Source organism: Phenylobacterium sp. T106, from assembly GCF_057219735.1.
The window spans coordinates 131,630-154,566 of sequence record NZ_JBXVWA010000010.1 but is presented as its reverse complement, the minus strand read 5'-3'; the positions used below and the strand labels follow the sequence as shown (position 1 = coordinate 154,566).

Sequence of the window (22,937 nt, the reverse complement as noted above, 5' to 3'; positions counted from 1 at the left end):
CTGCCGCCTGAAGGACTGGCGGCGCATCGCTACCCGCTACGACAAACTCGCAGCCGTCTTCGCCGCGACCGTCTACCTCGCCGCCGTCGTCACCTGGTGGACCTGATTGAGTCCGGAACCTAGGCTGGGCCCCGAAGCGGGGGAGGCGTCGATGCGGTGGGTGGTGCTGGCCGGGATCCTGGCGGCGGCGACGGGCGCGCAGGCGCAGACCTCGCCGGTCGACGCCGTCTTCTCGCGTCTGAAGCCCCAGGAGCCCGGCTGCGCCGTCGGCGTCGAGCGGGCCGGCGAGCCGCCGATCCTGCGCGGGTTCGGCTCGGCCGACCTCGAGCACGGAGTCCCGATCAGCCCGGACACCGTGTTCGAGGCCGGATCGGTCTCGAAACAGTTCACGGCTGCGGCGATCCTGCTGCTGGCGGCCGACGCCAAGCTGTCGCTCGCCGACGACATCCGCAAGCACCTGCCCGAGATGCCGGACTACGGGCGGCCGATCACCATCGACATGCTGCTCAGCCACACGAGCGGCCTGCGCGACTGGGGCGAGGTGGCCGCCCTGGCCGGCTGGCCGCGGACCAGCCGCATCTACACGGCGCAGGAGGTCCTGCTGATCGCGTCGCGGCAGAAGAGCCTGAACTACACGCCCGGCGAGGCCTATTCCTACACCAACACAGGCTACAACCTGGCCGGCCTGATCGTGCAGCGGGTGAGCGGCCAGACGCTGGCCGAGTTCACGAAGGACCGGCTGTTCGAGCCGCTGGGCATGACCCACACCAGCTGGCGCGACAACTTCCGCCGCATCGTGTCCGGCCGGGCCCTCGCCTACGAACCGGGGCCCGGCGGCGCCTGGCTGCAGGACATGCCGTTCGAGAACACCTACGGCCACGGCGCGCTGCTGACGACGGTGGGCGACCTCCTGATCTGGAACCGCGCGCTCAGCGAGGGCCGCCTCGGTCCCGGCGTGGCCGACCGGATGGCCGAGCGGGCGGTCCTTACCGGCGGGCGGAAGATCGCCTACGCGCGGGGCCTGATGGCGCTCACCGCCGATGGCCGGGACGAGCTGTCCCACAGCGGGGCCACCGCCTCGTACCGGGCGTGGCTGGCGAGGGTTCCGTCCGCCAGGCTGTCGGTGGCGCTGCTGTGCAACCGCGGCGACATCAATCCGGCGCTGATCGGCCGCCGCCTCGCGGAAGCGCTGGCGCCCGGCGCAGGCGCGCCCGCGCCGGCCGGGCGGACGCCGTCCGAGGCCGAGCTCGCCGGCGTTCCCGGCCTCTATGTGGACGAGCGTACGGGTCATGTGCTGCGCATCGCCGCCGACAAGGGCGAACTGCGGCTGCGCGGCAGCGGCGTCCTGCAGCCGGCGGCCGAGCCGGGGCGGTTCAGGGCCGGGGGCGCCGACATCGTCTTTTCGGGCGCGACCGCGCGGCGGATCGGCGCGGACGGCGAGACCACCGACTACGTCCGCAAGCCGGAAGCCAAGCCCGCCGAGGCGGACCTGCAGGCCCTGGCCGGCGCCTATTCCAGCCCCGAGGCCGGCGCGGTGCTGGTCGCCAGCGTCGATCAGGGCGCCCTGGTGCTGTCGCCCGCGGATCGCCCCAGCGCGGCGTATCGCCTGCAGCCGCTCCACGCCGACGCCTTCCAGGGCGGCGGAAACCTGGTGCGGGTGGTCCGAGACGCCCGCGGGCGGGTCACGGCCCTGCGCTTCACGGGCGGTCGCGTGTACGCCCTCGACTTCCGGCGGATTCCGGCGCGGTAGGCCGTCGCGCGGTTTCTCCCCACGGTCTTACCGGTTCTGCAGCGGCGCCGCGCCGCGCTCGCATCGCCGGCCCGGCGGCCTATATTGGCGCGATGTCCGAGACTTCCATTCCCGACGACCTCGTCGGCGCGTTCCAGATTGAGGGGGAGCCCGTCCGCGGGCGCGTCGCCCGGCTGGGCCCTGCGATCGACGAGATCCTGACCGGTCACGACTACCCCGCGCCCGTGGCCAACCTCCTGGGCGAGGCGTGCGCGCTGGCCGCGCTCGTGGGCTCCAACCTCAAGTTCGACGGGCGGCTGATCGTCGAGGCGCGTGGCGACGGGCCCGTGCGCTACGTGGTGGCCGACTACGACACCTCGGGCGGTCTGCGCGGCTACTGCCGGTTCGACGCCGACGCGGTCGAACAGGCGAGCCACGGCTTCTCCGGCGCCGGCGCCCGCACCCTGCTGGGCGAGGGCTTCTTCATGATGACCGTCGACCAGGGCCCGGACATGGATCGCTACCAGGGCGTCACGGCCATCGAGGGCGAGACCCTGGCCCTGTGCGCCGAGCAGTACTTCGCCCAGTCCGAGCAGACGCCCACGCGGGTGCGCCTCGCGGTCGGCCGCGGCGACGAGTCGTGGCGGGCCGGCGGCTTCCTCATCCAGCACATCGCCGCCGACGAGGCGCGGGGCGACACCGTGGAGGCCTGGAACCGCACGCAGGCGTTCTTCGAGACCATCGGCGAGGATGAGCTCCTCGACACCGGCCTCTCCTCCGACACCCTGCTGTTCCGGCTGTTCCACGAGGATGGCGTCCGCGTCTTCGGCTCCCGGCCCCTGCGCGCCTTCTGCCGCTGCAGCCAGGAGCGCATCGAGACGGTGCTGAAGAGCTTCGGCGCCGCCGAGCGGGGCGAGATGGTCGAGGCGGACGGGAAGATTCGCGTCACCTGCGAGTACTGCAGCCGCGTCTACGCCGTGGAGCCGGACGCGCTGCAGGCGGCCTAGAGCCTCCCGTTCAAAGCTTGAGCGCGTCTGGATCCGGGAACCCGTTCCCACTTTTCGGAACGCGCTCTAGGCCCCGTCCAGCGCCCGGCTCACGTCCCGGATCAGGTCGTTCGGACCCTCGAGGCCCACGCTCATCCGCACCCAGCCTTCGGTGAGCCCGATGGCGATCCGTTCGGCCTCGGGCATCGACCGGTGCGTGGTGGTCGACGGATGCGTGGCCATCGACTTGGCGTCGCCGAGGTTGTTCGAGATGTCGACGATCTGCAGTGCGTCGAGGAAGCGCCACGCGGCCTCGCGACTCCCCAGGTCGAAGGCGACCACGTTGCCGCCGCCGGTCATCTGGTTGGCGATGATGGCGGCCTGCGGGTGGTCGGGCCGGCCGGGGTAGATGGTCTTCAGGACCTTGCCGTGCGCGGCGATGGCGTCGGCGACCCTTCCCGCGTTCTCGGTCTGGCGGCGAACGCGGAGCTCCAGCGTCTCGAGGCCCTTGAGCAGCACCCAGGAATTGAAGGGCGACAGCGCCGGGCCCGTGTGCCGGTGCATGTCCTTGTAGGCTTCGGTGAGCACGTCCGCGGCCCCCAGGATCGCGCCGCCCAGGACCCGGCCCTGGCCGTCGATGTGCTTGGTGGCCGAATAGACGACGATGTCGGCGCCGAGCGCGAGCGGCTTCTGGAAGATCGGCGTGGCGAAGACGTTGTCCACCACCAGCCTCGCGCCCGCGGCGTGCGCGATGTCGGCCACCGCGCCGATGGCGGTGACCTCCAGCAGCGGGTTCGCCGGGCTCTCGACCAGGAAGGCGCGGGTGTTGGGCCGCACCGCATTCTTCCACGCCTCGAGGTCGGTGGCGTCCACGTAGGTGGTCTCGACGCCGAAGCGGGGCATCCATTCCGAGAGGATCCAGCGGCACGAGCCGAACAGCGCCCGGCCCGCCACGATGTGGTCGCCCGCGCGGACCAGGCCCATCAGCGACAGCTGGACGGCGGCCATGCCGGACGCGCAGGCCTTGCAGGCCTCGGCGCCTTCGAGCAGCGCCAGCCGGTCCTCGAACATCTGCGTCGTGGGGTTGCCGAAGCGCTGGTAGATGAAGCCGGGCCCCCCCGCGAACCGCGCGTCGGCGGCCGCCGCGCTCTCGTAGGCGAAGGACTGGTTCAGGAAGAGCGCTTCCGAGATTTCCCCGTGCTCGGTGCGCATGAGGCCGCCGCGCACCGCTCGGGTTTCGATCTCCCAGTCGCGCGGGTCTTCCGCCATGCCGGCCTCCATCGGTGAGGCTGCGCTTGAACGGCAGCCTTCCGTGCGGGTCAAGGCCCGCTTTCCTGCAAGCGGCTCCAGAAGCCTTGCAACACCTGCGTTCTCCGCTAAGGCTTCGCCGCCCATGAGCGACTTCAGCGTTCCGGGCATCCTGCCCTGCCAGTCCATCGAAGCCCTGATCGCCGCCCGCGCGATCAGCTCCGCCACCGCGTGGGAGCCGGACCAGGTGCAGCCCGCCAGCCTCGACCTCCGCCTCGGCGGCAAGGCCTGGCGGGTGCGCGCCTCGTTCCTGCCGCGGCACGGCACGGTGCGCGAGCGGCTCGAGGAAGTGGCGATGCACGCGCTCGACCTGGGACCCGGCGCGGTCCTGGAACGCGGCTGCGTCTACATCGCCGAACTGCAGGAAGCGCTGAAGCTGCCGAAGGGGATCTCGGCGCGGGCCAACCCGAAGAGCTCCACGGGCCGCGTGGACGTCTTCGTGCGCGTCATCACCGATCACGGCCACGCCTTCGACGACGTGGACGAGGGCTACGAGGGCCCGCTCTACATGGAGATCGCGCCGCAGACCTTCTCGGTGCTGGTGCGCACCGGCACGCGGCTGAACCAGCTGCGCCTGAAGTCCGGCGTGCCCGAGCGGCTCCGCACGGAAAGCGTCGGGGTCGACCTGACCGGCGAGATCGCCGGCTATCGCGGCCGTCGCCATGCGCCGGTGGTCGATCTCGACAACATCGAGGGGCATGACCCGCGCGACTTCTGGGAGCCGCTGGTCCCGCGCGACGGCAAGCTGCTGCTCGATCCCGGCGAGTTCTACATCCTGGCCTCGAAGCAGGCGGTGGAGATCCCGGTGATGGAGGCGGCCGAGATGACGCCCATCGACCCGTCCGTCGGCGAGTTCCGCGTCCACTACGCCGGCTTCTTCGACCCGGGCTTCGGCACCGACGAGCAGCACGGGAAGGGGTCCAAGGGCGTGCTCGAGGTCCGGAGCCACGAGACGCCTTTCATCCTCGAGGACGGCCAGACCGTCGCGCGCCTCGTCTACGAACCGCTGACCGAGCGTCCGACGCGGCTCTACGGCGACCTAGGGTCGCACTACCAGCGGCAGGGCCTGAAATTGTCGAAGCATTTCCGGATCTGGGGCGCATAGTGCCTTCGCGCCGTGAGGGCGCGGCGGGGTCGGGGGCGGCATCGTGGGTTGGAGGCGAAGGCTTGCGGCGCTGGCGGGCGCTGTCCTCGCGGCGGCGTCCATCGCCGGCGGCGCTGCCGCGGCGCCGGCCATGTGGCGCGTCACCGACGGCGATTCCGAGGTGTACCTCTTCGGCACCCTGCACGCCCTGCCGCCGGGGCTTGCGTGGCGGACGCCGCTCTACGATCGGGTGATGGCGAGGGCCGGGACCGTCTGGTTCGAGGCCGACATGACGTCGGGCGACCCCGAGACGATCCGGCTGCTCGTGCAGCGGTACGGGCTCGACCCCAACACGCCGCTGTCGCGCAAGCTCGCCCCGTCCGACCTGGCCGTGCTGTCGCGCCAGGCCGACCTTGCGCGGATCGACCACCTGAGGCCCTGGGCGGCGGCGCTGATGCTCTCGGTGCGCCCGGTCCTGGGCCGCGGGTCCACGGTTGAGGCCGGCGCCGATATGACGGCCACGCGGGCCGCCCGCCAGGCCGGGAAGCGGCTGATGGCGTTCGAGACCCTGGAGGACCAGGCGCGGATGTACGCCAGCCTGCCGCCGGCGGCCGAGGTGCGCTACCTCGCCGGCGTGGTGCGCGAGCGGTCGCGCCCGCGGCTGCCTCTGCGCCTGGGCGCCGACTCGCTCGAACGCGCGTGGATGGCCGGCGACGTGGCGCGCCTGAACGCGGGCCTGGAGGCCGAGAATCACGCGCTCTACGAGGCGCTGGTCCTGCGGCGCAACCGGGCCTGGGCGGACCGCCTCGCGGAGGAGATGGCCGCCACCTCGGGCGTCATGCTCGTCAATGTCGGCGCACTGCACCTGATCGGTCCCGAAGGCCTGCCGTCCCTGCTCCGCGCGCCCGGGCGCCAGGTCGTAAGGGTGCAGTAGAAAGGCAAGTCAGCCCGACATTCTGTCTAGGTCGCTTGACAGTCCTGTCATGTCATGTTTCCTTGTCAAACAGACAAGGAGGCTTCACGTGAGTTGGTTCAGATCGTCGCCCGGCCGCGCCCTGCTGGCCCTGCTCGCCGCCACGGGCCTGCTGCTCGGGGTGGTCACGGCGATGCGGCTGAGCGGCTTCGACCCGCCGGCCAGCGTGCGGCTGGGCATCGGACTCGCCGCCGCCATCCCCGCGCTGTGGTTCGTGCTCAACTACTGGCGCAGCCTCGACGAGGCGGCGCAGGAGGCCCAGAAGTGGGCCTGGTTCTGGGGCGGCTCGGCCGGCCTGGGCTTCGGCGTGCTGGCCATCGCCTTCTATCCGGATCTGGCCCTGCAACTGGCGCGGCCCGGCGCGAGCGCCGAGAAGCTGATGCTGGCCGGCGCCACCGCCGTGATGGCTGCGCAGCTCATCGGCTTCCTGGTCGCCTGGGCGTTCTGGTGGTGGAGGCGCCGGTGAGCCCGCTGATCTCCGGCGCCGCCGCCGTCGTCTACGGCAGTCTCGTCGCCGCCTACTTCGTGGGGACTCTCGCATCGTGGATCACGCCATGAAGAACCGCCTCAAGGTGCTGCGCGCCGAACGCGACTGGAGCCAGGGCGACCTGGCCGAGCGGCTCGGGGTCTCCAGGCAGAGCGTGAACGCGCTCGAGACGGGCAAGTACGACCCGAGCCTGCCGCTGGCCTTCAAGATCGCCCGCCTCTTCGGGCTCGCCATCGAAGACATCTTCCAGGACGAGGCCGCTTAACGCGCGCCGAACCCTGCCGATCTACAAGGGACACCATGATCCGTACGCTTTCCCGCCTGGCGCGCCGCGCCCTGGCTCCCGTCGTCGCCTGCGGCCTTCTCGCCGCCACGCCGGCCGCCGCCGAGCCGGCGCTCTGGGTGATCAAGGACGAGGACTCCACCATCTACCTGATGGGAACCGTCCACGTGCTGCGCCCGGGAACGGCGTGGCATGAGGGCAAGGTCGAGGCGGCGCTGGCCTCGTCCAGCTCGCTGGTCATCGAGGCCGCGGGGCTCGACGACGCGGCGGTGATGCAGCCGCTGGTGCGCAGGTACGGCCTGGATCCGGCCCAGCCGCTCTCGTCGAAGCTGCCCGAGAAGGACCGGCCGCGGCTGGCCGCGGCGGCCCAGGCGATGGGCCTGCCGCCACAGGCCCTGGAGCCGCTGCAGCCCTGGCTCGCCGCCCTGACGCTGAGCCTCGCGCCGGCCGTGAAGGCCGGCTACGACCCTCAGAGCGGCGTCGAGATGAGCCTCTTGCGTATGGCCAAGGCCGGCGGCTGGGAGGTGAGGGGCCTCGAGACGCCCGAGCAGCAGATCCGCTATCTCGCCGGGATGTCGCCGGCCGCCCAGGCGCAGTTCCTGGTATCGACGCTCGACGACCTGGACTCCGCGGCGGCGCAGCTCGACGCCATGGTCTCGGCCTGGGCCGCCGGCGACACGGCCGGCCTGGAGACGCTGTTCGTCACCGAACTGAAGCGGGACTATCCCGAGCTCTATGACGTCATCGTGGTGCGCCGGAATGCCGACTGGGCCCGCACCATCGTCGAGACGCTGAAGGGCTCGGGCGTCAGCTTCGTCGCGGTGGGCGCGGGCCACACCGTGGGCCCCGACAGCGTCCAGGCGCAGCTCGCGAAACTGGGGGTGCGCGCCGAGCGCAAGTAGGCCGTCAGCGCCGGCCCGCGCAGGCGCCCGCTTCCTCGGCCTTCCAGCGGACGATCGCATAGTCGCTCCCGGTCCAGCGCAGGATCGGGTGGCAGAAGCCGGGGCCCCCGTTCTCGATATCGGGCCAGCCGCCGGCGCCGCGGGTCGGCAGGAACTTCGGTATGCCGGCGTTCGAGAACAGCCGCCGCCAGGCCCCGGACGCCTCCTTGGTCACGATCACATAGCCCGTTCCGGTCATGCCGAAGCAGTTCGTCCCCTCGTCGGTCACCACGGCGTCGGGCCGGCCGTCGCCGTTGAGGTCGCGGATCTCGATCGTCGCCTCCTGGCGCGGGTCGCAGGCGGGGTAGCGCCCGGCCCTGGCCGTGAACCCCGCCGCCCGGAAGGCCGCGGCGCGGTCCGCGGTCGCGGTCGCGGGCGGCGGCCCGGACGCGGAGGCGGGCTTCAGCAGATAGGCCTCTCCGGCCCAGGCCCAGACCGGCTGGGCGCCCGGCGCGTCGAGCGTGTAGTCGCGCCAGCCTCCGGTGACGGTGGACAGCACCCGGATGCGGCCGGCGGCTCCGCCGATCCTGCGCCAGCGGCCCGCCGGATCGCGCCAGATCACGGAGGCGCCCGCGCCGGCCGGGCCATAGCAGGCGGGGTCGACGTCGGTGACGATGGCCTCGCTCCTGCCGTCCCCGTTCAGGTCGACCGCGGTCGGGACGGGCCGGGCGGGGCGCCCGCAGCCGTTGAGGATCTGGTTTCCGCGGATCGCGTAGCCGGCCGCCGTGAGCATGGCCGCGGCCTCGCGGGCGCGGTCCTGCGGTCCGGGTTGCGCCGCCGCCGGGCCGACCGCGAGCGCCGCGCATGCGGCGGCGAGGGCGAGCGCGGCGGAGGGTCGCGCGTTCACTCCGCCGGACGCTTGTAGATCGACCGCCGCGGGGTATCCATCACCCGGCGCATCATCGGGACGAAGGCGTCCAGCGGCATCGAGTCGTAGCCCGGCTCGAACGAGTTCTGGTCGTACAGGTGGCAGAACTGGGCGCAGGCCTCGAACGCCGGGTGGCCCCGGAACTGCTCGCGCATGTCGCGGTCCAGACCGATGTGATGAAAGAAGTAGTAGCCCTGGAAGACGCCGTGGTGCTTCAGGATCCAGTGGTTCTCTTCCGAGACGTAGGGCTCGAGGATCGCGGCGCCCAGCTCGGCGTGGCTGGCTGGCAGCAGGATGTCGCCGATGTCATGCAGCAGGGCGCAGACGACATACTCCTCGTCCTTGCCGGCGCGATGGGCGCGGGTGGCGGTCTGCAGCGAGTGCTCCAGCCGGTCGACCGCGAAGCCGCCGTGGTCGCCCTCCAGCAGCTTCAGGTGGGCCACGATGCGGTCGACGTGCTCGCCGCGATGCCTGGCCGCCGCGCGGCCGATGGCCGCCCAGTCCTCGGCCGTGCCTTCCACCATGCTGTTGAACTTCGCCCGCTCGAGCAGGACTTCGCCGTCGGCCATCGGAACCTCCCTGATTGGGCGGCATGGTGGGCGCGAGCGGTCCGGGGGTCAACGCGGAGGCCGGCCCGACCGCCCCACCACGCCGTCTCGACGCGCCGACGAAGAGACGCTAAACGATGCGCCCTCGCCGGGAAGCTCCCGGCCTGAGCGGGTGTAGTTCAGAGGTAGAACGTCAGCTTCCCAAGCTGAATGTCAGGGGTTCGATTCCCCTCACCCGCTCCAAAAACTCAGCGACCTTGTCGAATTCGCAGCGAGCCGATGCCGATTGGCGAAGGATCGTTCCTTCGATGCTGCGAAGCCTCCTATCGTGCTGGAAGAGAGAGGCTTGTGACGCCAGCTAGCCCCTGATTTGCAGCTTTCAGGCGAGGGCTGTCGAAGCCTTACTCTCGATCGCGTGGCCGCATATCTCGGCGAGCGGGACGTAGAACGTCTCGTCTTGGACGAATCTGGCTGCAGGCAGGAGTGATCAATTGACAACCGAAAGTGCGGCAAGGTTCTAGGAGAGAGGAACATCGGGCGGGGGCGTGGCGTATGAAGCCGGTCGAGGATCGGATCGGCAGCCTTGATGGGCTGCGTGGAATTGCAGCCTTCTGGGTCCTGACCGGACACGCGATGCTGCTGACGGGCTTCCGGGTTCCGATCGTCTCCAATGCGAAGCTCGCCGTCGACCTCTTCATCATCCTGTCCGGTTTCCTGATGGCCTACCACTATCAGAGGCGGGAACATGCCGCGCCTTGGAGCGCGACATCCACTTGGCTGGAGTTCTGGACGAAGCGGTTCTTCCGCATCGCGCCCCTCTACTACGTGCTTCTGGCCGCGGCGCTGTTATTCGGTCCACTGCTCTTCGACGCGCGCGAGGTGATCGGAGCTGCAATACCAGGGCAGTCTCAGGCGGAGAGCCGTTACACTGATACGAGCATCGCCAACATCCTGGCGCATGTGTCCTTCGTGTTCGGCCAGCTGCCAGAATATCATTTCCGCACCGCGCTCCCCGACTGGAGCATCGGACTCGAGATGGCGTTCTACGCCACCTTTCCATTCTTGATGCTGGCCGGTCGGAAGATCGGCTTCATCGGCATGGCCGTTGCCGTCACCGGCGGCTGCGTCCTCCTGGGGTGGTCCGCTCCGGGGGTCTATGAAAGCTTCGAACAGCCTGCATTTCTGCCTATGAAGCTCAATCTGTTCTTGTCGGGCATGCTGCTCGCCATAGCCATGACGAAGAGCGGCGCACAGCGCTGGTTCTATTTGACCATCGCGATCCTGGTGTCGGCCGCACCAGTCCTGAGATCGGCGCGACTGGAAATCATCTTGCGAGCAGCCATGGTCCTGGGGCTGGGCCTCCTCGTGGACCAGCGCGGTTTGCCGTTTGCCACACTTTGGCGGCGATTGGCCGGCGCTCTGGGCTCAAGGCTGGGCCACCTTGCGGGCGAGTCCAGCTATTCGGTCTACCTGCTGCACCTGTTGATCCTGATCCCCAGTGCGGCATGGGCCGTAGGCGCCTTCGAGACCCCCCTCCACCGATTTATCGCGGCGATGTCGATTACTGTGCCTGCGTGCCTGTTCGGGGCCCTGGTGCTGCATATAGGCATCGAGAAGCCCGGCATCGCGGCAGGCCGGGCCTGGCTCCAGCGAAGGCGAAATCAAGCGGGTGCGGTACGTAGCGGGACCTGACGTGACCGGAGCCCAGGGCCCGCGGCCATGATCACCTCGGCGACGGCGCACGCTCCGGCCCCTCTGATCCGCCGCTCCGCTCCAGCCTCCTTGTCATCTTCAAGGATGAACCTGAGCTGCCCGGCGCCCACGCGTCCTGAATGGCCTGGCCTCTTGGGCCACCCGATCGCGCCGTTTGCTTCGCCCAGCGCGGTGCGTTGTCGCGGTCGGGATTGGCCTGGTGCGCAGAGATCGCTGCCAGGCTGCGGGCCGCGCTTCCGTGCCCGCGCAAAGGAGGGGCGAGCCTCGACCGCTGAGCCCGGCGAGGCCGATCGTTCCGCAATGCCGGCCGCTCGCCCCCTCCACCTGTCGCTCTTCCCCCGGCTCCGCCGGGGTCGGCGACCGGTCCCCCTCCCGCCGCTTCGCGGGGGAGGTAAGAGGCCAGCAGGGGGGCGGCGGTGGCGGACGTCGTCCCCCTTCCCCCCGTCATCCCGGGCGGAGCGCTCGAGAGAGCGCGGAGACCCGGGAGCCAGCCCCTGCGCCCGTAAAGCTGCGCCATGACCGGCAAGTCGGGCGGCGGCGTGGAGCCTACCGCGGCGCCATGCGGATGGCGCCGTCGAGGCGGACGGTTTCGCCGTTGAGGTAGCCGTTGCGGCACATGGTGACGGCGAGGTCCGCGTACTCCTCGGCGTGGCCCAGACGCTTGGGGAAGGTCACCGAGGCGGCGAGGCCGGCGTAGACCTGCGGCGCGCGGGTCTTCAGGCCGCCCAGCATGGGCGTGTCCATGATGCCGGGCAGGATCGTGTTCACGCGGATGCCGTCGCCCGAGAGGTCGCGGGCGATGACCAGCGTCATGCCCTTGATCGCCGCCTTGGCCGCGGAATAGGCGACCTGGCCGATCTGGCCCTCCTCGGCGGCCACCGAGCCGGTGTTGACGATGGCGCCGCGGTCGCCGGTCTCGTCGGGCTCGAGGTTGGCGATCATGCCGGCCGCGCTCTTCACGATGCAGCGGAAGGTGCCCACGGTGTTGAGCTCGAGCACGTACGAGAAGTCGGAGACCTTGAACGGCACGATCTCGCCCGTCTCCTTGTTCTTGCCCACGGTCTTGCCGCCGCGGCCGCCGCCCGCGCAGTTGATCAGGATGCGCTCCTGGCCGTTGGCGGCGCGGGCCTTCTCGAAGCCGGCGTCGACCGAGGCCTCGTCCATCACGTTCACCTGGCAGAAGACGGCGCCCGTCTCCTTGGCCGCCGCCTCGCCGGTCTCGGCGTTGAAGTCGAAGATGGCGACCTTCACGCCCAGGTCGCGCAGGGCCTTGACGGTGGCCTTGCCGAGGCCGGAGGCGCCGCCGGTGACGATGGCGGAGACGGAAGAGTCGAGCTTCATGGGTGGCTCCCGATCTGGATTTCGCCGTCGTCTAGCACGCCCCCGGCTTCACCCTGCGGCGCCTCGGATCAGAGGCCCAGGATGCCCTTGGCGATGATGTTGCGCTGGATCTCGTTCGACCCGGCGTAGATCGAGCCGGCGCGGTCGTTGAGGTACTTGGCGGCCACGGTCCGTGCGTAGTCGGGCCCGATGGCGAGGCCGTCGTTCGGCGGCGTGAAGTGCGGCGTCGGGCCGCCCGCCGAGACGGTGTGCGGTTGGTAGACCGCGGCGAAGAGGCCCGCGGCGGCCAGCGCGATCTCGGTCAGCCGCTGCGAAAGTTCGGTGCCGACCGTCTTCTGCAGCGAGGATTCCGGGCCGGGCGGGTCGCCGGCCGAGAGCCGGGCCATCAGCTTGAGCTCGGTCGCCTCCAACGCCTCGATCCGCACCGACGCCTCGGCAAGCTGCCGGGACAGGGCGGCGGCCTCCGCGGCGAGGTCGGGACGGCCCTCGGTCTCGCGGCGGATCATCTGGGCGATGCGGCGGGCGCGGACCTTCAGGCCGGGCGTGGAGACGCCGCCGCCGCGCTCGAACTGCATCAGGTACTTGGCCACGCCCCAGCCCTCGCCGATGCGGCCCACGACGTTGGCCTTGGGCACGCGGACGTCGGTGAAGAAGACGTGGTTCTGGATGTGCTCGCCGCTGAGCGACAGGATCGGCTGCACCTCGACGCCGGGGCTGGTCATGTCGATCAGCAGGAAGGTGATGCCCTGCTGCGGGATCGCCTCCCGGGAGGTGCGGACGAGGCAGAAGATCCAGTTGGCCCGGTGGGCGTGGGTCGTCCACAGCTTGTGGCCGGTGCAGACCAGGTGGTCGCCGTCGTCCACGGCGGCCATCTGCAGCGAGGCCAGGTCGGAGCCGCTGCCCGGCTCGGAGTAGCCCTGGCACCAGAAGTCGTCGCCGCGGAGCATGCGGGGCAGGTAGTGCGCCTTCTGCGCAGGCGTGCCGTGGCCGATGAGGACCGGGCCGCACATGCCGAGGCCCATGGGCGACAGGGGCGGGGCGTGCGCCGCCGCCAGCTCGGACGCGAAGATGTAGCGCTGGGTCACCGACCAGTCGCAGCCGCCATGCTCGCGGGGCCAGGCGGGGGCGACCCAGCCCTTGCGGTAGAGGATCCGCTGCCACTGCATGGCGACGTCGCGCTCGGCGTAGACGCTGGTGAGGGTCTCGCCCACGTGGCGCAGCTCGGGCGTCAGCTCGGCGTCGAGGAAGGCCCGCACCTCGTCGCGGAACCGCAGATCCGCGTCGCTCCAGCTCAGATCCATGGTGTCCCCCGCGCGCCGCCGAGGCTCCCGACTTAGGGGGGATGGGCCGCGCCGGAAAGCCTGACCTAGCGGTACGCCCGTTCGGGCCTAGCATGGCGGAAAACGGGAGCGGAACATGGCCGACGACCTCTTCAACCTCAGTGGCAAGGTGGCGCTGATCACCGGCGGGAGCCGGGGGCTGGGCCTGCAGATGGCGCGCGCGTTCGCGAGCCACGGCGCGGACGTGATCATCGCCAGCCGCAAGCTGGACGCGTGCGAGGCGGCGGCGGAGGAAGTCCGGGCCATGGGCCGCCGGGCGAAGGCCTACGCCGTCCATGCCGGGCGGTGGGCCGAGATGGACCGGTTGATCGAGGACGCCTACGCCGACTTCGGCCGCATCGACATCCTGGTGAACAACGCCGGCATGAGCCCGGCCGTGCCCAGCCACGAGGTGACCGAGCAGCTGTTCGACAGCGTGCTCAGCCTCAACTTCAAGGGGCCGTTCCGGCTGGCGAGCCAGGTGGCCAAGCGGATGGCCGACGGCGACGGCGGGGTGATCATCAACATCTCGTCGACCGGCGCGCTGGTGCCGCTGCCGCGGGTGGTCCCCTACTCGGGGGCCAAGGCGGCGCTGAACGCCATGACGGTGTCGCTGGCGCACGAGTACGGTCCGAAGGTGCGGGTCAATTCGATCTCGGCCGGCCCGTTCCTGACCGACATCTCGAAGGCCTGGACCGAGGAGGCGCGCGAGAAATCCGACAACGCGCTGGGCCGTCCGGGCCGGCCGGAGGAGATCGTCACGGCGGCGCTCTTCCTGGCGAGCCCGAAGTCGTCGTTCGTCACCGGCGCCGTGGTGCGCGTGGATGGAGGCCAGAACTAGGATGCACCCCTCCGTCCACGCCCGGACGAGCCCCGACAAGCCCGCCTTCATCATGGCCGGGACCGGCCACACGGTGACCTACCGCCAACTGGACGAGCGCTCGAACCAGGGCGCCCAGCTGTTCCGCGCGCTGGGCCTGCAGGTGGGCGACGGGGTGGCGATCATGATGGAGAACCACCCGATCTACTACGAGGTGCTGTGGGCCGCGCAGCGGTGCGGGCTGCGCTACACGGCGATCTCGTCGCGGCTGACCGCCGGCGAGGTCGCCTACATCGTGCAGGATTCCGGCGCGAAGGCGTTCGTCGCGTCGCGCGCCATGGCCGACGTGGTGGTCGAGGCGGTGAAGGAGACGCCCGGGGTCGCGCTCTTCATGTGCGACGAGGCGGTGGCGCCGTTCGCATCGTTCGAGGCCGAGCTGGCGAAGCACCCGGCCACGCCGGTGGAGGGCGAGACGCCCGGCGTGGCGATGCTCTACTCCTCGGGAACCACCGGCCGGCCCAAGGGCGTGAAGCGGGCGCTGCCCGGCGGCCCGCTGACCGCGGCCGAGGGGCTCACCGAATGGGCCCGCACGCTCTACGGGATGGACCCGGACACGGTCTACCTCTCGCCCGCGCCGCTGTACCACGCTGCCCCTCTCGGCTGGTCGATGAACGTCCAGCGCCTGGGCGGGACGGTGGTCATGATGGAGAAGTTCGACCCCGAGGACTGCCTGCGGCTGATCGAGCGCCACCGCATCACCCACGTTCAGTTCGTGCCGACCCACTTCGTGCGCATGCTGAAGCTGCCGCCGGAGGTGCGGGCGCGCTACGCCCACGACAGCCTGAAGGTCGTGTTCCACGCCGCCGCGCCGTGCCCGATCCCGGTGAAGGAGCAGATGATCGCCTGGTGGGGCCCGATCATCCACGAGTACTACGCAGGCACCGAGGGCAACGGGCGCACCACGATCAACAGCGCCGAGTGGCTCACGCACAAGGGCTCGGTGGGGCGCGCGAACCCGCCCGTCGAGGTGAAGATCTGCGACGACGAGGGCGAGCCGCTGCCGCCGCGGACCGAGGGGATGGTCTTCTTCTCGGGCGGGGCGAAGTTCGAGTACCACAACGCGCCGGAGAAGACGGCCGAGAGCACCAACAGGCACGGCTGGACCACGCTGGGCGACGTGGGCTGGCTGGACGAGGAGGGGTACCTCTACCTCACCGACCGCAAGAGCTTCATGATCATCTCGGGCGGCGTGAACATCTATCCGCAGGAGGTGGAGAACCTGCTTATCACCCATCCGCGCGTGGCGGACGCCGCCGTGGTGGGCGCCCCCGACGAGGAGATGGGCGAGAAGGTGGTGGCGGTGATCCAGCCCATGGACTGGGCCGACGCCGGGGACGACCTGCGGGCCGAGCTCGACGCCTACTGCCGCCAGCACCTGTCGGGGGTGAAGCGGCCGCGGGTCATCGACTTCATGGCCGAGCTGCCGCGCCACCCGACGGGCAAGCTCTACAAGCGCCTGATCCGCGACGCCTACTGGGGCAAGACCGGGGGCACGATCGTCTGATGCGCGCCCTGGCCGCCGGACTGATCGTTCTCGCGGCCGCCGCGCCCGCGGCCGCGGCGGAGCGCTGGACCCGGCTCTTCGACGGCAAGTCGCTGAAGGGCTGGACGCCCAAGATCATGGGGCTGCCGGCCGGCGAGGACCCCTTGCGCACGTTCCGGGTCGAGGACGGGAGGATCGTCGTCAGCTACGACCAGTACGGCGGCGCGTTCCGGAACCGGTTCGGGCACCTGTTCTGGAAGACGCCCTACCGGGCCTACCGCCTCCGCATGGAGTACCGCTTCGTCGGGACCTGGCCGGCCGACACGGCCGACTGGGCCAAGGGCAATTCGGGCGTGATGATCCATTCGCAGGCGCCGGCGACCATGGCGATCGGCCAGCCGTTCCCGGTCTCGCTGGAGGTGCAGTACCTGGGCGTCGTGCCGGGCCAGACGCGGACCACGGGCAACCTCTGCACGCCGGGGCTGAACGTGGAGATGGCCGGGAAGCTGGTCACCCAGCACTGCAACGCCGCCAGCGCGCCGGCCGCGCCTTTCGGCGAGTGGGTGAAGGTCGAGGCCGAGGTCTCGCCGTCGGGCCGCGTGGTCCACCGCATCAACGGCCAGGACGTCATCGCCTACGACGCGCCCCAGTACGATCCGACCGACCGGACCGCGACCCCGCTGATCGCGGCGGCCGGCGGCGCGCTGGCCGTGAGCGGCGGCTACATCGCGCTCCAGAGCGAGGGCTCGCCCGTGGAGTTCCGCCGGATCGAGATCCTGGAGCTGAGGTAGGGCGGGAGGCCCGACTTGACCGCAGAGGTCGCGGAGATCTCTGCGTTCTCCCGCACCCCCACGGCTGTCATCCCGGTTTCGCCGCAGGCGAAGACCGGGACCCATACGCGCCTGATGTGGGGACGGCCCGCGGGCGGCGCGGCCGCGCTTCATCCGGAACCGCGGAGTCTATGGGTCCCGGTCTTCCGCTGCGCGGAAACCGGGATGACAGCGGTCGGGGCGGCCAGACCCCCTCTCGCTTCGCGAGCTCCCCCAGGGGGGAGCATGCCCGACTTGACCGCAGAGATCGCGGAGGGGGCGCGGAGGGCGCGGAGATCTCTGCGTTCTCTGCGGTCTTCTCCGCGTTCTCCGCGGTTCAATCGCGCGCCGGCGGCGGCAAGCAGACTGCGCACCCCCCACGGCTGTCATCCCGGTTTCGCCGCAGGCGAAGACCGGGACCCATACGCGCCGAGGTGGGGGTGGCCCGCGGGCGGCGCCGCCGCGCCTCATCTGGAAAGACGGGGTCTATGGGTCCCGGTCTTCCGCTGCGCGGAAACCGGGATGACAGGGGTTGGGGCGGCCAGACCCCCTCTCGCTTCGCGAGCTCCCCTAGGGGGGAGCATGGCCCGACTTGACCGCAGAGATCGCGGAGGGGGCGCGGAGGGCGCGGAGATCTCTGCGTTCTCTGCGGTCTTCTCCGCGTCCTCCGCGGTTCAATCGAGCGCCTGCGGCGTCCATCGGCCTGCACACCCCCACAGCTGTCATCCCGGTTTCGCCGCAGGCGAAGACCGGGACCCATACGCGCCCGATGGTGGGGCGCGGCCCTCGGGCGGCGCCGCCGCGCTTCATCCGGAAAAGCGGAGTCTATGGGTCCCGGTGTTCCGCTTCGCGGAAACCGGGATGACAGGGTTGGGTGGGCGCCGGGAGCTTGGTCCCCTCCTGCAAGGGGAGGGTGGTCCCTCCGAAGCTCGCGAAGCGGGAGGGGCAGAGGGGTCTTTCCTGCCGTCGGGTGAGCGGGGGCAGGTAGCGGGCAGACGACGGAGCTCGCCATGAACCTCGACTTTTCCGACGACCAGAAGGCGCTGCAGGCGCAGGTCCGCCGCTTCCTGGACGAGAAGTGCCCCACCAGCGCGCCGCGCGCGATCCTGGAGGGGCCCGAGCCGTACGACCGGGCGCTCTACGCCGGCCTGGCCGAACTGGGCGTGCTGGGGGTGGCGATCCCGGAGGCCTACGGCGGCATGGGCCTGGGCCATCTGGAACTCTGCCTGATCGCCGAGGAGCTGGGCCGCGCGATCGCGCCCGTGCCGGTGAGCTCGTCGATCTACCTCTGCGCCGAGTTCCTGCTGCTGGCGGGGAGCGAGGCGCAGAAGCAGGCGTGGCTGCCCAAGCTGGCGAGCGGCGAGGCGGTGGGGACGTTCGCCTATGTCGAGGCCTCGGGCCGCGTGCAGCCGGAGGCGATCAAGGCCGGCTTCCAGAACGGCAAGCTCTCGGGGACCAAGATCGTCGTGCCCGACGGCGACGTCGCCGACGTGGCGGTGGTGCTGGCCAAGGCGGCGGGCGGCCTGCAGCTCGTCCTCGTCGACCTGAACGGACCCGGCGTGACGCGCACGGCGGTCGAAACGATCGACCCCACGCGCAGCTACGCAAAGCTGACCTTCGACGGCGCGCCCGGCGAGCCGCTGGGCGCCGCCGGCGACGGCTGGGGGCTGACCGAGCGCGTGATCGACCGGGCCGCGATCCTGATGGCCTACGAGCAGGTGGGCGGCGCCGACCGCGCGCTGGAGATGGCCCGCGACTATGCGCTCGACCGGATGGCGTTCGGGCGGCAGATCGGCTCGTTCCAGGGCATCAAGCACATGCTAGCGGACATGTACGTCTCGGCCACGCTCGCGCGGTCGAACTGCTACTACGCCGCCTGGGCGCTCTCGACCGAGGCCGCGGAGCTGCCGGTGGCGGCGGCGACGGCGCGGGTCTCGGCGACCACGGCCTTCCAGCACTGCGCCAAGAACAACATCCAGGTGCACGGCGGCATGGGTTTCACCTGGGCCTTCGACTGCCACCTCTACTATCGCCGGGCCAACGCCCTGGCCCTCTCCCTGGGCTCGCTCTCGACCTGGGAGAGCCTGCTGATCGAACGCATGAGCGCCGGCAACGCCGAAGCGGCGGCCTGAACGGAGCAAAGACGATGAACTTCGACGACACCCCCGAAGAAGCCGCCTTCCGCGCCGAGGCCCGCCGCTGGATCGAGGCGAACGCACCCAGGCACCTGGAGGCCGAGCTGAAGCGCGCCAGCTTCGCCTCGAGCGGCATCGAGAGCGAAGATCCGATGGCCGCCTCCAAGGCCTGGCAGAAGAAGAAGGCCGAGGGCGGCTGGGCGTGCCTGCACTGGCCCAAGGAATACGGCGGCCGCGCCGCCACGCCGATCGAGCGGGTGATCTTCGGCCAGGAGGAGGGCGTCTACGGTGCGCTCTCGGGGCCCTTCATCATCGGCCACGGCATGTGCGGCCCCACGGTGATGACGTGGGCCAGCGAGGACTGGAAGCGCAAGCTGCTGCCGCCGCTGGCGAGCGGCGAGGAAATCTGGTGCCAGCTGTTCTCGGAACCGGCCGGCGGCTCGGACCTCGCCGGCCTGCGCACCAAGGCCGAGCCGGCCAAGGACGGCTCGGGCGACTGGATCATCAGCGGGTCGAAGGTGTGGACAAGCGGGGCCCAGCACTCGCAGTGGGGCCTGCTGATCACGCGGACCGACCCGAACGTGCCCAAGCACAAGGGCCTGACGATGTTCTTCCTGCGGATGGACTCGCCGGGCGTCGAGGTGCGGCCGATCAAGCAGGCGAACGGCCAGTCGGGCTTCAACGAGGTCTTCTTCAACGACGTGCGCATCCCCGACAGCCAGCGGCTGGGCGCGGTGGGCCAGGGCTGGGAGGTCTCGCTGACCACGCTCATGAACGAGCGCCTGTCGATCGGCTCGGGCATGTCGAACGGCTTCCCCGAGCTGTTCCGCTACTGCCTGGAGGCCGAGATCGACGGGAAGCCCGCGGTGGACGACTCCAACGTGCGCTCGAAGCTGGCCCAGTTCGCCGTGCGCCAGTCGGGGCTGAAGTACACCGGCATGCGGGCCATCACGGCGCTGTCCAAGGGCCAGACGCCGGGGCCGGAGAATTCCATCGGCAAGCTGGTGGCCGGCGCCAACATGCAGGACCTCTCGATGTTCGCCCTGGACCTGCAGGGCCAGGCCGGCGTCGCGTGGGACGAGGACAGTCCACAGAACGGCCGCTTCCAGGGCATGCTGATGCGCTCGCCGGCGACGCGGATCGAGGGCGGATCGGACGAGATCCTGCGCAACATCATCGGCGAGCGGGTCCTGGGCCTGCCCGGCGACATCCGCGTCGACAAGGACGTGGCCTTCAAGGACATCCCGACAAGCGGCAGGACCAAGGCATGAGCTTCCCCCTTCCCAACAATTCGGTCGACCTCACGGGGCAGGTGGCGCTGGTCACCGGCGCCTCGTCGGGCCTCGGCTACCGGTTCGCCAAGGTCCTGGCGGCGTGCGGCGCCAAGGTCGCCATCGCGGCCCGGCGGGTGGACAAGCTGGAGGCCCTGGCGAAGGAGATCCGCGACGCGGGCGGCGTCGCCCTGCCCATCGCCATGGACGCGACCCAGGCCGATCAGCTGATCGCGGCGGTGGAAACCGCCGAGAAGGAGCTCGGCACGGTCCAGATCCTGATCAACAACGCCGGCATCCCCGACGCCCAGCGGGCTCACAAGATGTCGCTGGAGCTGATCGACCAGGTGCTGGACATCAACGTCCGCGCGCCCTTCATCCTGGCCTGCGAGGTGGCCCGGCGGCTGATCGCGGCCGAGAAGCCCGGCCGGATCGTCAACATCGCTTCGGTGGCGGCCTTCTCGTACGGCGGCGGCGGGGCGGCGCTCTATTCCGTGAGCAAGGCTGCGGTGGCGCGCTCGGCCGAGGTGCTGGGCGTGGAGTGGTCGCGCTACCACATCAACGTCAACGCCATCGCGCCCGGGGCCTTCGCCTCGGAGATGATGGACGGGATGATGAGCCGGGTGGGCGACCTCACCAAGCGCTTCCCGCGCCAGCGCCTGGGCGATCCGGCGCAGCTGGACTCCACGCTCCTCTACCTGGTGGGACCGGCCTCGGAGGCGGTCACCGGCACCGTGATCCGCGTGGACGACGGCCAGGGCGGAAGATAGCGTCAAGCCGTCCCGCAGCCTCGGCCGGAGGCGCGGGACGACGTGAAGAAAGTCGGGGAGACGTGGGATGCGGACCTGGATCGCTGGCGTGATGTTGATGCTGGGTCTGGCCACGGCCGCGCTGGCCGCGACCCCCGAGGTCAAGGCCACGCCCGGACAGCCGGTGCTGGCGCTGGCGTCGTACGACCTGAAGACCGTCGGCTACACGGTCGAGGAGTACTTCCTGAAGGGTACGGCCCAGTCCTACCGCAAGGTGGGCGAGGCGGGCCCCGACGGGCGCTGGCAGGCCGAGCCCGCGTCGACCGCCCCCTACGCCACCCGGATCGTGGTGGTGCGGCCCATCGATCCCAAGCGCTTCAACGGCACGGTGGCGGTCGAGTGGCTGAACGTCACCGGCGGCCTGGACGTGGGGCCGGTCTGGTCGTTCACGCACCGCGAGATGCTGCGCTCGGGCTACGTCTGGGTCGGCGTCTCGGTGCAGAAGGTGGGCGTCGAGGGCGGGCCCAGCATGGGCGGCGGCCTGGGCGGCGCGCTGAAGCGGGCCAATCCCACGCGCTATGGCGAGCTCAGCCACCCCGGCGACGCCTACGCCTTCGACATCTTCACCCAGGCGGGCCGCGCGGTGCGCGAGGCCGATGTGCTGGGCGGTCTGAAGCCGAAACGCCTGCTGGCGCTTGGCGAGTCCCAGTCGGCGATCTTCATGACCACCTACATCAACGCCATCGACCCGATGGCGAAGGTCTACGACGGCTACTTCGTGCACTCGCGTTTCGGCGGCGCGCCGGGCGTCGACGCCTCGCGGACCATGCCGCAGCAGGCGCAGGCCGGCGTTCGCTTCCGTCCCGACCTGCGCGTGCCGGTGATGACGCTTCTGGCCGAGACCGACGTGGTCAGCCCCGGCGGCTGGTGGATGGCCGAGCAGCCCGACAACGCCAGGCTCCGCGTCTGGCAGATCCCCGGCGCGGCGCACGCCGACGTCTACATGTTCCAGGTGGCGGCCAACGACTCGGGCCTGGCGCCGATCGAGAAACTGGTCCCGCTGTGGAAGCCGTCGGCGGTCACCATCGTGGGCAAGCTGGCCAAGCCCATCAACGGCGCGCCGCAGCACCACTACGTGGCCCAGGCGGCGATGGCCGGCCTGGAGGCCTGGGTGCGCACCGGCAAGGCGCCGCCGACGGCCCCGCGGCTGGCGGTCACGCCGGGCGAGGGGGCGGCGCCGCCCAAGCTGGTGCTGGACGCCAACGGCAACGCCACCGGCGGGATCCGGACGCCATGGCAGGACGTCCCCACCGCCAAGCTTTCCGGCTTCGGCAATTCGGGCGGCCCGTTCGCCGGGCTGGTCGGATCGACCGAGCCGTTCGACGCCGCCACCCTGGCGCGGCTCTACCCGGGCGGTCGCGAGGCCTACCTGAAGGCGTTCGACGCGGCGCTGGCGAAGGCGGTGAAGGCCGGCTTCATCCTGAAGGCCGACCAGGCCGAGGCCCGGGCGCTCGCCGCGGCGATGTACCCCTGAGCGCCGGCCGCGTGGACGCAGCCGCGGGCGGCGGCGAGAGCCTCACCCGTTCAGACGGAGCCGTCTGAACGGGAGAATGAGGCTCTAAATCAAGACCTTGAGCGCGTTTCGATCCGAAAACCGGTTCCCACTTTTCGGAACGCGCTCTAGAGAGACTGGAAAAACCGGTACGTGGGAGTGAACGATGGAGCTTAAGCCCGGCTCGCGCTGGAAGAGCGCGGTCTGCGACACCGAGGTGGTGGTGGTGCGGCCGCCGAAGGCCGAGGCCACCCTGGAATGCGGCGGCTATCCGGTGATCCCGCACGCCGAGGCCAAGCCCGAGGGCAAGACGCTACACGAGGATTTCGCCGAGGGCAGCCAGGCGGGCAAGCGCTACGCCGACGAAGAGACCGGCATGGAGGTGCTCTGCACCAAGACCGGCCAGGGCACGCTCACCATCGGCGGCCGGCCGATCGGCGCCAAGGAAGCCAAGAAGCTGCCGGCGTCGGACTGAACC

General features: G+C 70.7%; 21 protein-coding genes, 1 tRNA gene and 1 pseudogene. 18 read left to right on the top strand and 5 right to left on the bottom strand.

Going from position 1 to position 22,937, the window contains the following annotated elements; translation table 11 throughout:
* From AC2D8W_RS19720 to AC2D8W_RS19710, 3 genes and pseudogenes are all read left to right on the top strand, one after another.
* Positions 1-106, top strand: a pseudogene (locus AC2D8W_RS19720) (IS5/IS1182 family transposase); the annotation flags it as partial.
* A 45-nt stretch (positions 107-151) separates the two neighbouring features.
* Complete coding sequence (locus AC2D8W_RS19715; RefSeq protein ID WP_484672956.1) at positions 152-1,750, top strand: serine hydrolase domain-containing protein; 1,599 nt, start codon at positions 152-154, stop codon at positions 1,748-1,750.
* 92 nt (positions 1,751-1,842) lie between these two features.
* Positions 1,843-2,736, top strand: a complete 894-nt coding sequence (locus tag AC2D8W_RS19710; RefSeq protein WP_484672955.1) for an Hsp33 family molecular chaperone — start codon at positions 1,843-1,845, stop codon at positions 2,734-2,736.
* Positions 2,737-2,802: 66 nt separating this feature from the next.
* Here AC2D8W_RS19710 and metZ read toward each other — a convergent pair whose 3' ends face one another.
* A complete protein-coding gene (gene metZ, locus AC2D8W_RS19705) occupies positions 2,803-3,984 on the bottom strand; it encodes an O-succinylhomoserine sulfhydrylase (protein WP_484672954.1) in 1,182 nt (393 codons plus the stop codon).
* Positions 3,985-4,108: 124 nt separating this feature from the next.
* On the opposite strand from metZ, the gene AC2D8W_RS19700 reads away from it, so the two are divergent.
* From AC2D8W_RS19700 to AC2D8W_RS19680, 5 genes are all read left to right on the top strand, one after another.
* Positions 4,109-5,128, top strand: coding sequence for a 2'-deoxycytidine 5'-triphosphate deaminase (locus AC2D8W_RS19700; RefSeq protein ID WP_484672953.1), 1,020 nt, complete (start codon positions 4,109-4,111; stop codon positions 5,126-5,128).
* Positions 5,129-5,171: 43 nt separating this feature from the next.
* Positions 5,172-6,041, top strand: coding sequence for a TraB/GumN family protein (locus AC2D8W_RS19695; protein ID WP_484672952.1), 870 nt, complete (start codon positions 5,172-5,174; stop codon positions 6,039-6,041).
* A gap of 88 nt (positions 6,042-6,129) precedes the next feature.
* Positions 6,130-6,546, top strand: coding sequence for a hypothetical protein (locus AC2D8W_RS19690; RefSeq protein ID WP_484672951.1), 417 nt, complete (start codon positions 6,130-6,132; stop codon positions 6,544-6,546).
* Between the two features lie 88 nt (positions 6,547-6,634).
* Positions 6,635-6,832, top strand: coding sequence for a helix-turn-helix transcriptional regulator (locus AC2D8W_RS19685; RefSeq protein WP_293481625.1), 198 nt, complete (start codon positions 6,635-6,637; stop codon positions 6,830-6,832).
* Between the two features lie 35 nt (positions 6,833-6,867).
* Complete coding sequence (locus tag AC2D8W_RS19680) at positions 6,868-7,752, top strand: TraB/GumN family protein (RefSeq protein WP_484672950.1); 885 nt, start codon at positions 6,868-6,870, stop codon at positions 7,750-7,752.
* Between the two features lie 4 nt (positions 7,753-7,756).
* Here AC2D8W_RS19680 and AC2D8W_RS19675 read toward each other — a convergent pair whose 3' ends face one another.
* Together AC2D8W_RS19675 and AC2D8W_RS19670 are read right to left on the bottom strand one after the other, a co-directional pair.
* On the bottom strand, positions 7,757-8,638 hold the full coding sequence (locus AC2D8W_RS19675; protein WP_484672949.1) for a hypothetical protein: 882 nt from the start codon (positions 8,636-8,638) through the stop codon (positions 7,757-7,759).
* Positions 8,635-9,228 carry an HD domain-containing protein gene (locus tag AC2D8W_RS19670; RefSeq protein ID WP_484672948.1) on the bottom strand — a complete coding sequence of 198 codons (594 nt, stop codon included), beginning with the start codon at positions 9,226-9,228 and terminating at the stop codon, positions 8,635-8,637. The genes AC2D8W_RS19675 and AC2D8W_RS19670 overlap by 4 nt, the downstream gene beginning before the upstream one ends.
* A 147-nt stretch (positions 9,229-9,375) precedes the next feature.
* Here AC2D8W_RS19670 and AC2D8W_RS19665 point away from each other — a divergent pair.
* Both AC2D8W_RS19665 and AC2D8W_RS19660 read left to right on the top strand, forming a co-directional pair.
* Positions 9,376-9,450, top strand: a tRNA-Gly gene (locus AC2D8W_RS19665).
* Positions 9,451-9,759: 309 nt separating this feature from the next.
* Entirely contained in the window at positions 9,760-10,899 is a 1,140-nt protein-coding gene (locus AC2D8W_RS19660; protein ID WP_484672947.1) for an acyltransferase family protein, read from the top strand.
* A 567-nt stretch (positions 10,900-11,466) separates the two neighbouring features.
* On the opposite strand, the gene AC2D8W_RS19655 is transcribed toward AC2D8W_RS19660, so the two are convergent.
* Entirely contained in the window at positions 11,467-12,261 is a 795-nt protein-coding gene (locus AC2D8W_RS19655; RefSeq protein WP_293481617.1) for an SDR family NAD(P)-dependent oxidoreductase, read from the bottom strand.
* A gap of 68 nt (positions 12,262-12,329) precedes the next feature.
* Positions 12,330-13,562, bottom strand: coding sequence for an acyl-CoA dehydrogenase family protein (locus AC2D8W_RS19650; protein WP_484672946.1), 1,233 nt, complete (start codon positions 13,560-13,562; stop codon positions 12,330-12,332).
* A gap of 115 nt (positions 13,563-13,677) precedes the next feature.
* Here AC2D8W_RS19650 and AC2D8W_RS19645 point away from each other — a divergent pair, with 115 nt between their 5' ends.
* From AC2D8W_RS19645 to AC2D8W_RS19610, 8 genes are all read left to right on the top strand, one after another.
* Entirely contained in the window at positions 13,678-14,421 is a 744-nt protein-coding gene (locus tag AC2D8W_RS19645) for an SDR family NAD(P)-dependent oxidoreductase (RefSeq protein WP_484672945.1), read from the top strand.
* A gap of 1 nt (position 14,422) precedes the next feature.
* Entirely contained in the window at positions 14,423-15,964 is a 1,542-nt protein-coding gene (locus AC2D8W_RS19640; RefSeq protein WP_484672944.1) for an acyl-CoA synthetase, read from the top strand.
* Positions 15,964-16,734 carry a 3-keto-disaccharide hydrolase gene (locus AC2D8W_RS19635; protein WP_484672943.1) on the top strand — a complete coding sequence of 257 codons (771 nt, stop codon included), beginning with the start codon at positions 15,964-15,966 and terminating at the stop codon, positions 16,732-16,734. The genes AC2D8W_RS19640 and AC2D8W_RS19635 overlap by 1 nt, the downstream gene beginning before the upstream one ends.
* A 1,028-nt stretch (positions 16,735-17,762) precedes the next feature.
* On the top strand, positions 17,763-18,884 hold the full coding sequence (locus AC2D8W_RS19630) for an acyl-CoA dehydrogenase family protein (RefSeq protein ID WP_484672942.1): 1,122 nt from the start codon (positions 17,763-17,765) through the stop codon (positions 18,882-18,884).
* A 14-nt stretch (positions 18,885-18,898) separates the two neighbouring features.
* Positions 18,899-20,158, top strand: coding sequence for an acyl-CoA dehydrogenase family protein (locus tag AC2D8W_RS19625; RefSeq protein ID WP_484672941.1), 1,260 nt, complete (start codon positions 18,899-18,901; stop codon positions 20,156-20,158).
* Positions 20,155-20,928: an SDR family NAD(P)-dependent oxidoreductase gene (locus AC2D8W_RS19620; protein WP_293485161.1), complete on the top strand. Its 774-nt coding sequence runs from the start codon at positions 20,155-20,157 to the stop codon at positions 20,926-20,928. Before AC2D8W_RS19625 ends, AC2D8W_RS19620 begins: the two co-directional genes overlap by 4 nt.
* A 67-nt stretch (positions 20,929-20,995) precedes the next feature.
* A complete protein-coding gene (locus AC2D8W_RS19615; RefSeq protein WP_484672940.1) occupies positions 20,996-22,441 on the top strand; it encodes an alpha/beta hydrolase domain-containing protein in 1,446 nt (481 codons plus the stop codon).
* Positions 22,442-22,625: 184 nt separating this feature from the next.
* Positions 22,626-22,934, top strand: coding sequence for a hypothetical protein (locus tag AC2D8W_RS19610; RefSeq protein ID WP_293481495.1), 309 nt, complete (start codon positions 22,626-22,628; stop codon positions 22,932-22,934).
* Positions 22,935-22,937 lie beyond the last annotated feature (3 nt).

Coding starts and splice junctions, on each gene's coding strand:
- AC2D8W_RS19660 (WP_484672947.1), top strand. CDS start 9,760: ATGAAGCCGGTCGAGGATCGGATCGGCAGCCTTGATGGGCTGCGTGGA.
- AC2D8W_RS19630 (WP_484672942.1), top strand. CDS start 17,763: ATGAACCTCGACTTTTCCGACGACCAGAAGGCGCTGCAGGCGCAGGTC.
- AC2D8W_RS19670 (WP_484672948.1), bottom strand. CDS start 9,228: ATGGCCGACGGCGAAGTCCTGCTCGAGCGGGCGAAGTTCAACAGCATG.
- AC2D8W_RS19650 (WP_484672946.1), bottom strand. CDS start 13,562: ATGGATCTGAGCTGGAGCGACGCGGATCTGCGGTTCCGCGACGAGGTG.
- AC2D8W_RS19625 (WP_484672941.1), top strand. CDS start 18,899: ATGAACTTCGACGACACCCCCGAAGAAGCCGCCTTCCGCGCCGAGGCC.
- AC2D8W_RS19715 (WP_484672956.1), top strand. CDS start 152: ATGCGGTGGGTGGTGCTGGCCGGGATCCTGGCGGCGGCGACGGGCGCG.
- AC2D8W_RS19655 (WP_293481617.1), bottom strand. CDS start 12,261: ATGAAGCTCGACTCTTCCGTCTCCGCCATCGTCACCGGCGGCGCCTCC.
- AC2D8W_RS19710 (WP_484672955.1), top strand. CDS start 1,843: ATGTCCGAGACTTCCATTCCCGACGACCTCGTCGGCGCGTTCCAGATT.
- AC2D8W_RS19615 (WP_484672940.1), top strand. CDS start 20,996: ATGCGGACCTGGATCGCTGGCGTGATGTTGATGCTGGGTCTGGCCACG.
- AC2D8W_RS19640 (WP_484672944.1), top strand. CDS start 14,423: ATGCACCCCTCCGTCCACGCCCGGACGAGCCCCGACAAGCCCGCCTTC.
- AC2D8W_RS19645 (WP_484672945.1), top strand. CDS start 13,678: ATGGCCGACGACCTCTTCAACCTCAGTGGCAAGGTGGCGCTGATCACC.
- metZ (WP_484672954.1), bottom strand. CDS start 3,984: ATGGCGGAAGACCCGCGCGACTGGGAGATCGAAACCCGAGCGGTGCGC.
- AC2D8W_RS19685 (WP_293481625.1), top strand. CDS start 6,635: ATGAAGAACCGCCTCAAGGTGCTGCGCGCCGAACGCGACTGGAGCCAG.
- AC2D8W_RS19700 (WP_484672953.1), top strand. CDS start 4,109: ATGAGCGACTTCAGCGTTCCGGGCATCCTGCCCTGCCAGTCCATCGAA.
- AC2D8W_RS19680 (WP_484672950.1), top strand. CDS start 6,868: ATGATCCGTACGCTTTCCCGCCTGGCGCGCCGCGCCCTGGCTCCCGTC.
- AC2D8W_RS19620 (WP_293485161.1), top strand. CDS start 20,155: ATGAGCTTCCCCCTTCCCAACAATTCGGTCGACCTCACGGGGCAGGTG.
- AC2D8W_RS19635 (WP_484672943.1), top strand. CDS start 15,964: ATGCGCGCCCTGGCCGCCGGACTGATCGTTCTCGCGGCCGCCGCGCCC.
- AC2D8W_RS19610 (WP_293481495.1), top strand. CDS start 22,626: ATGGAGCTTAAGCCCGGCTCGCGCTGGAAGAGCGCGGTCTGCGACACC.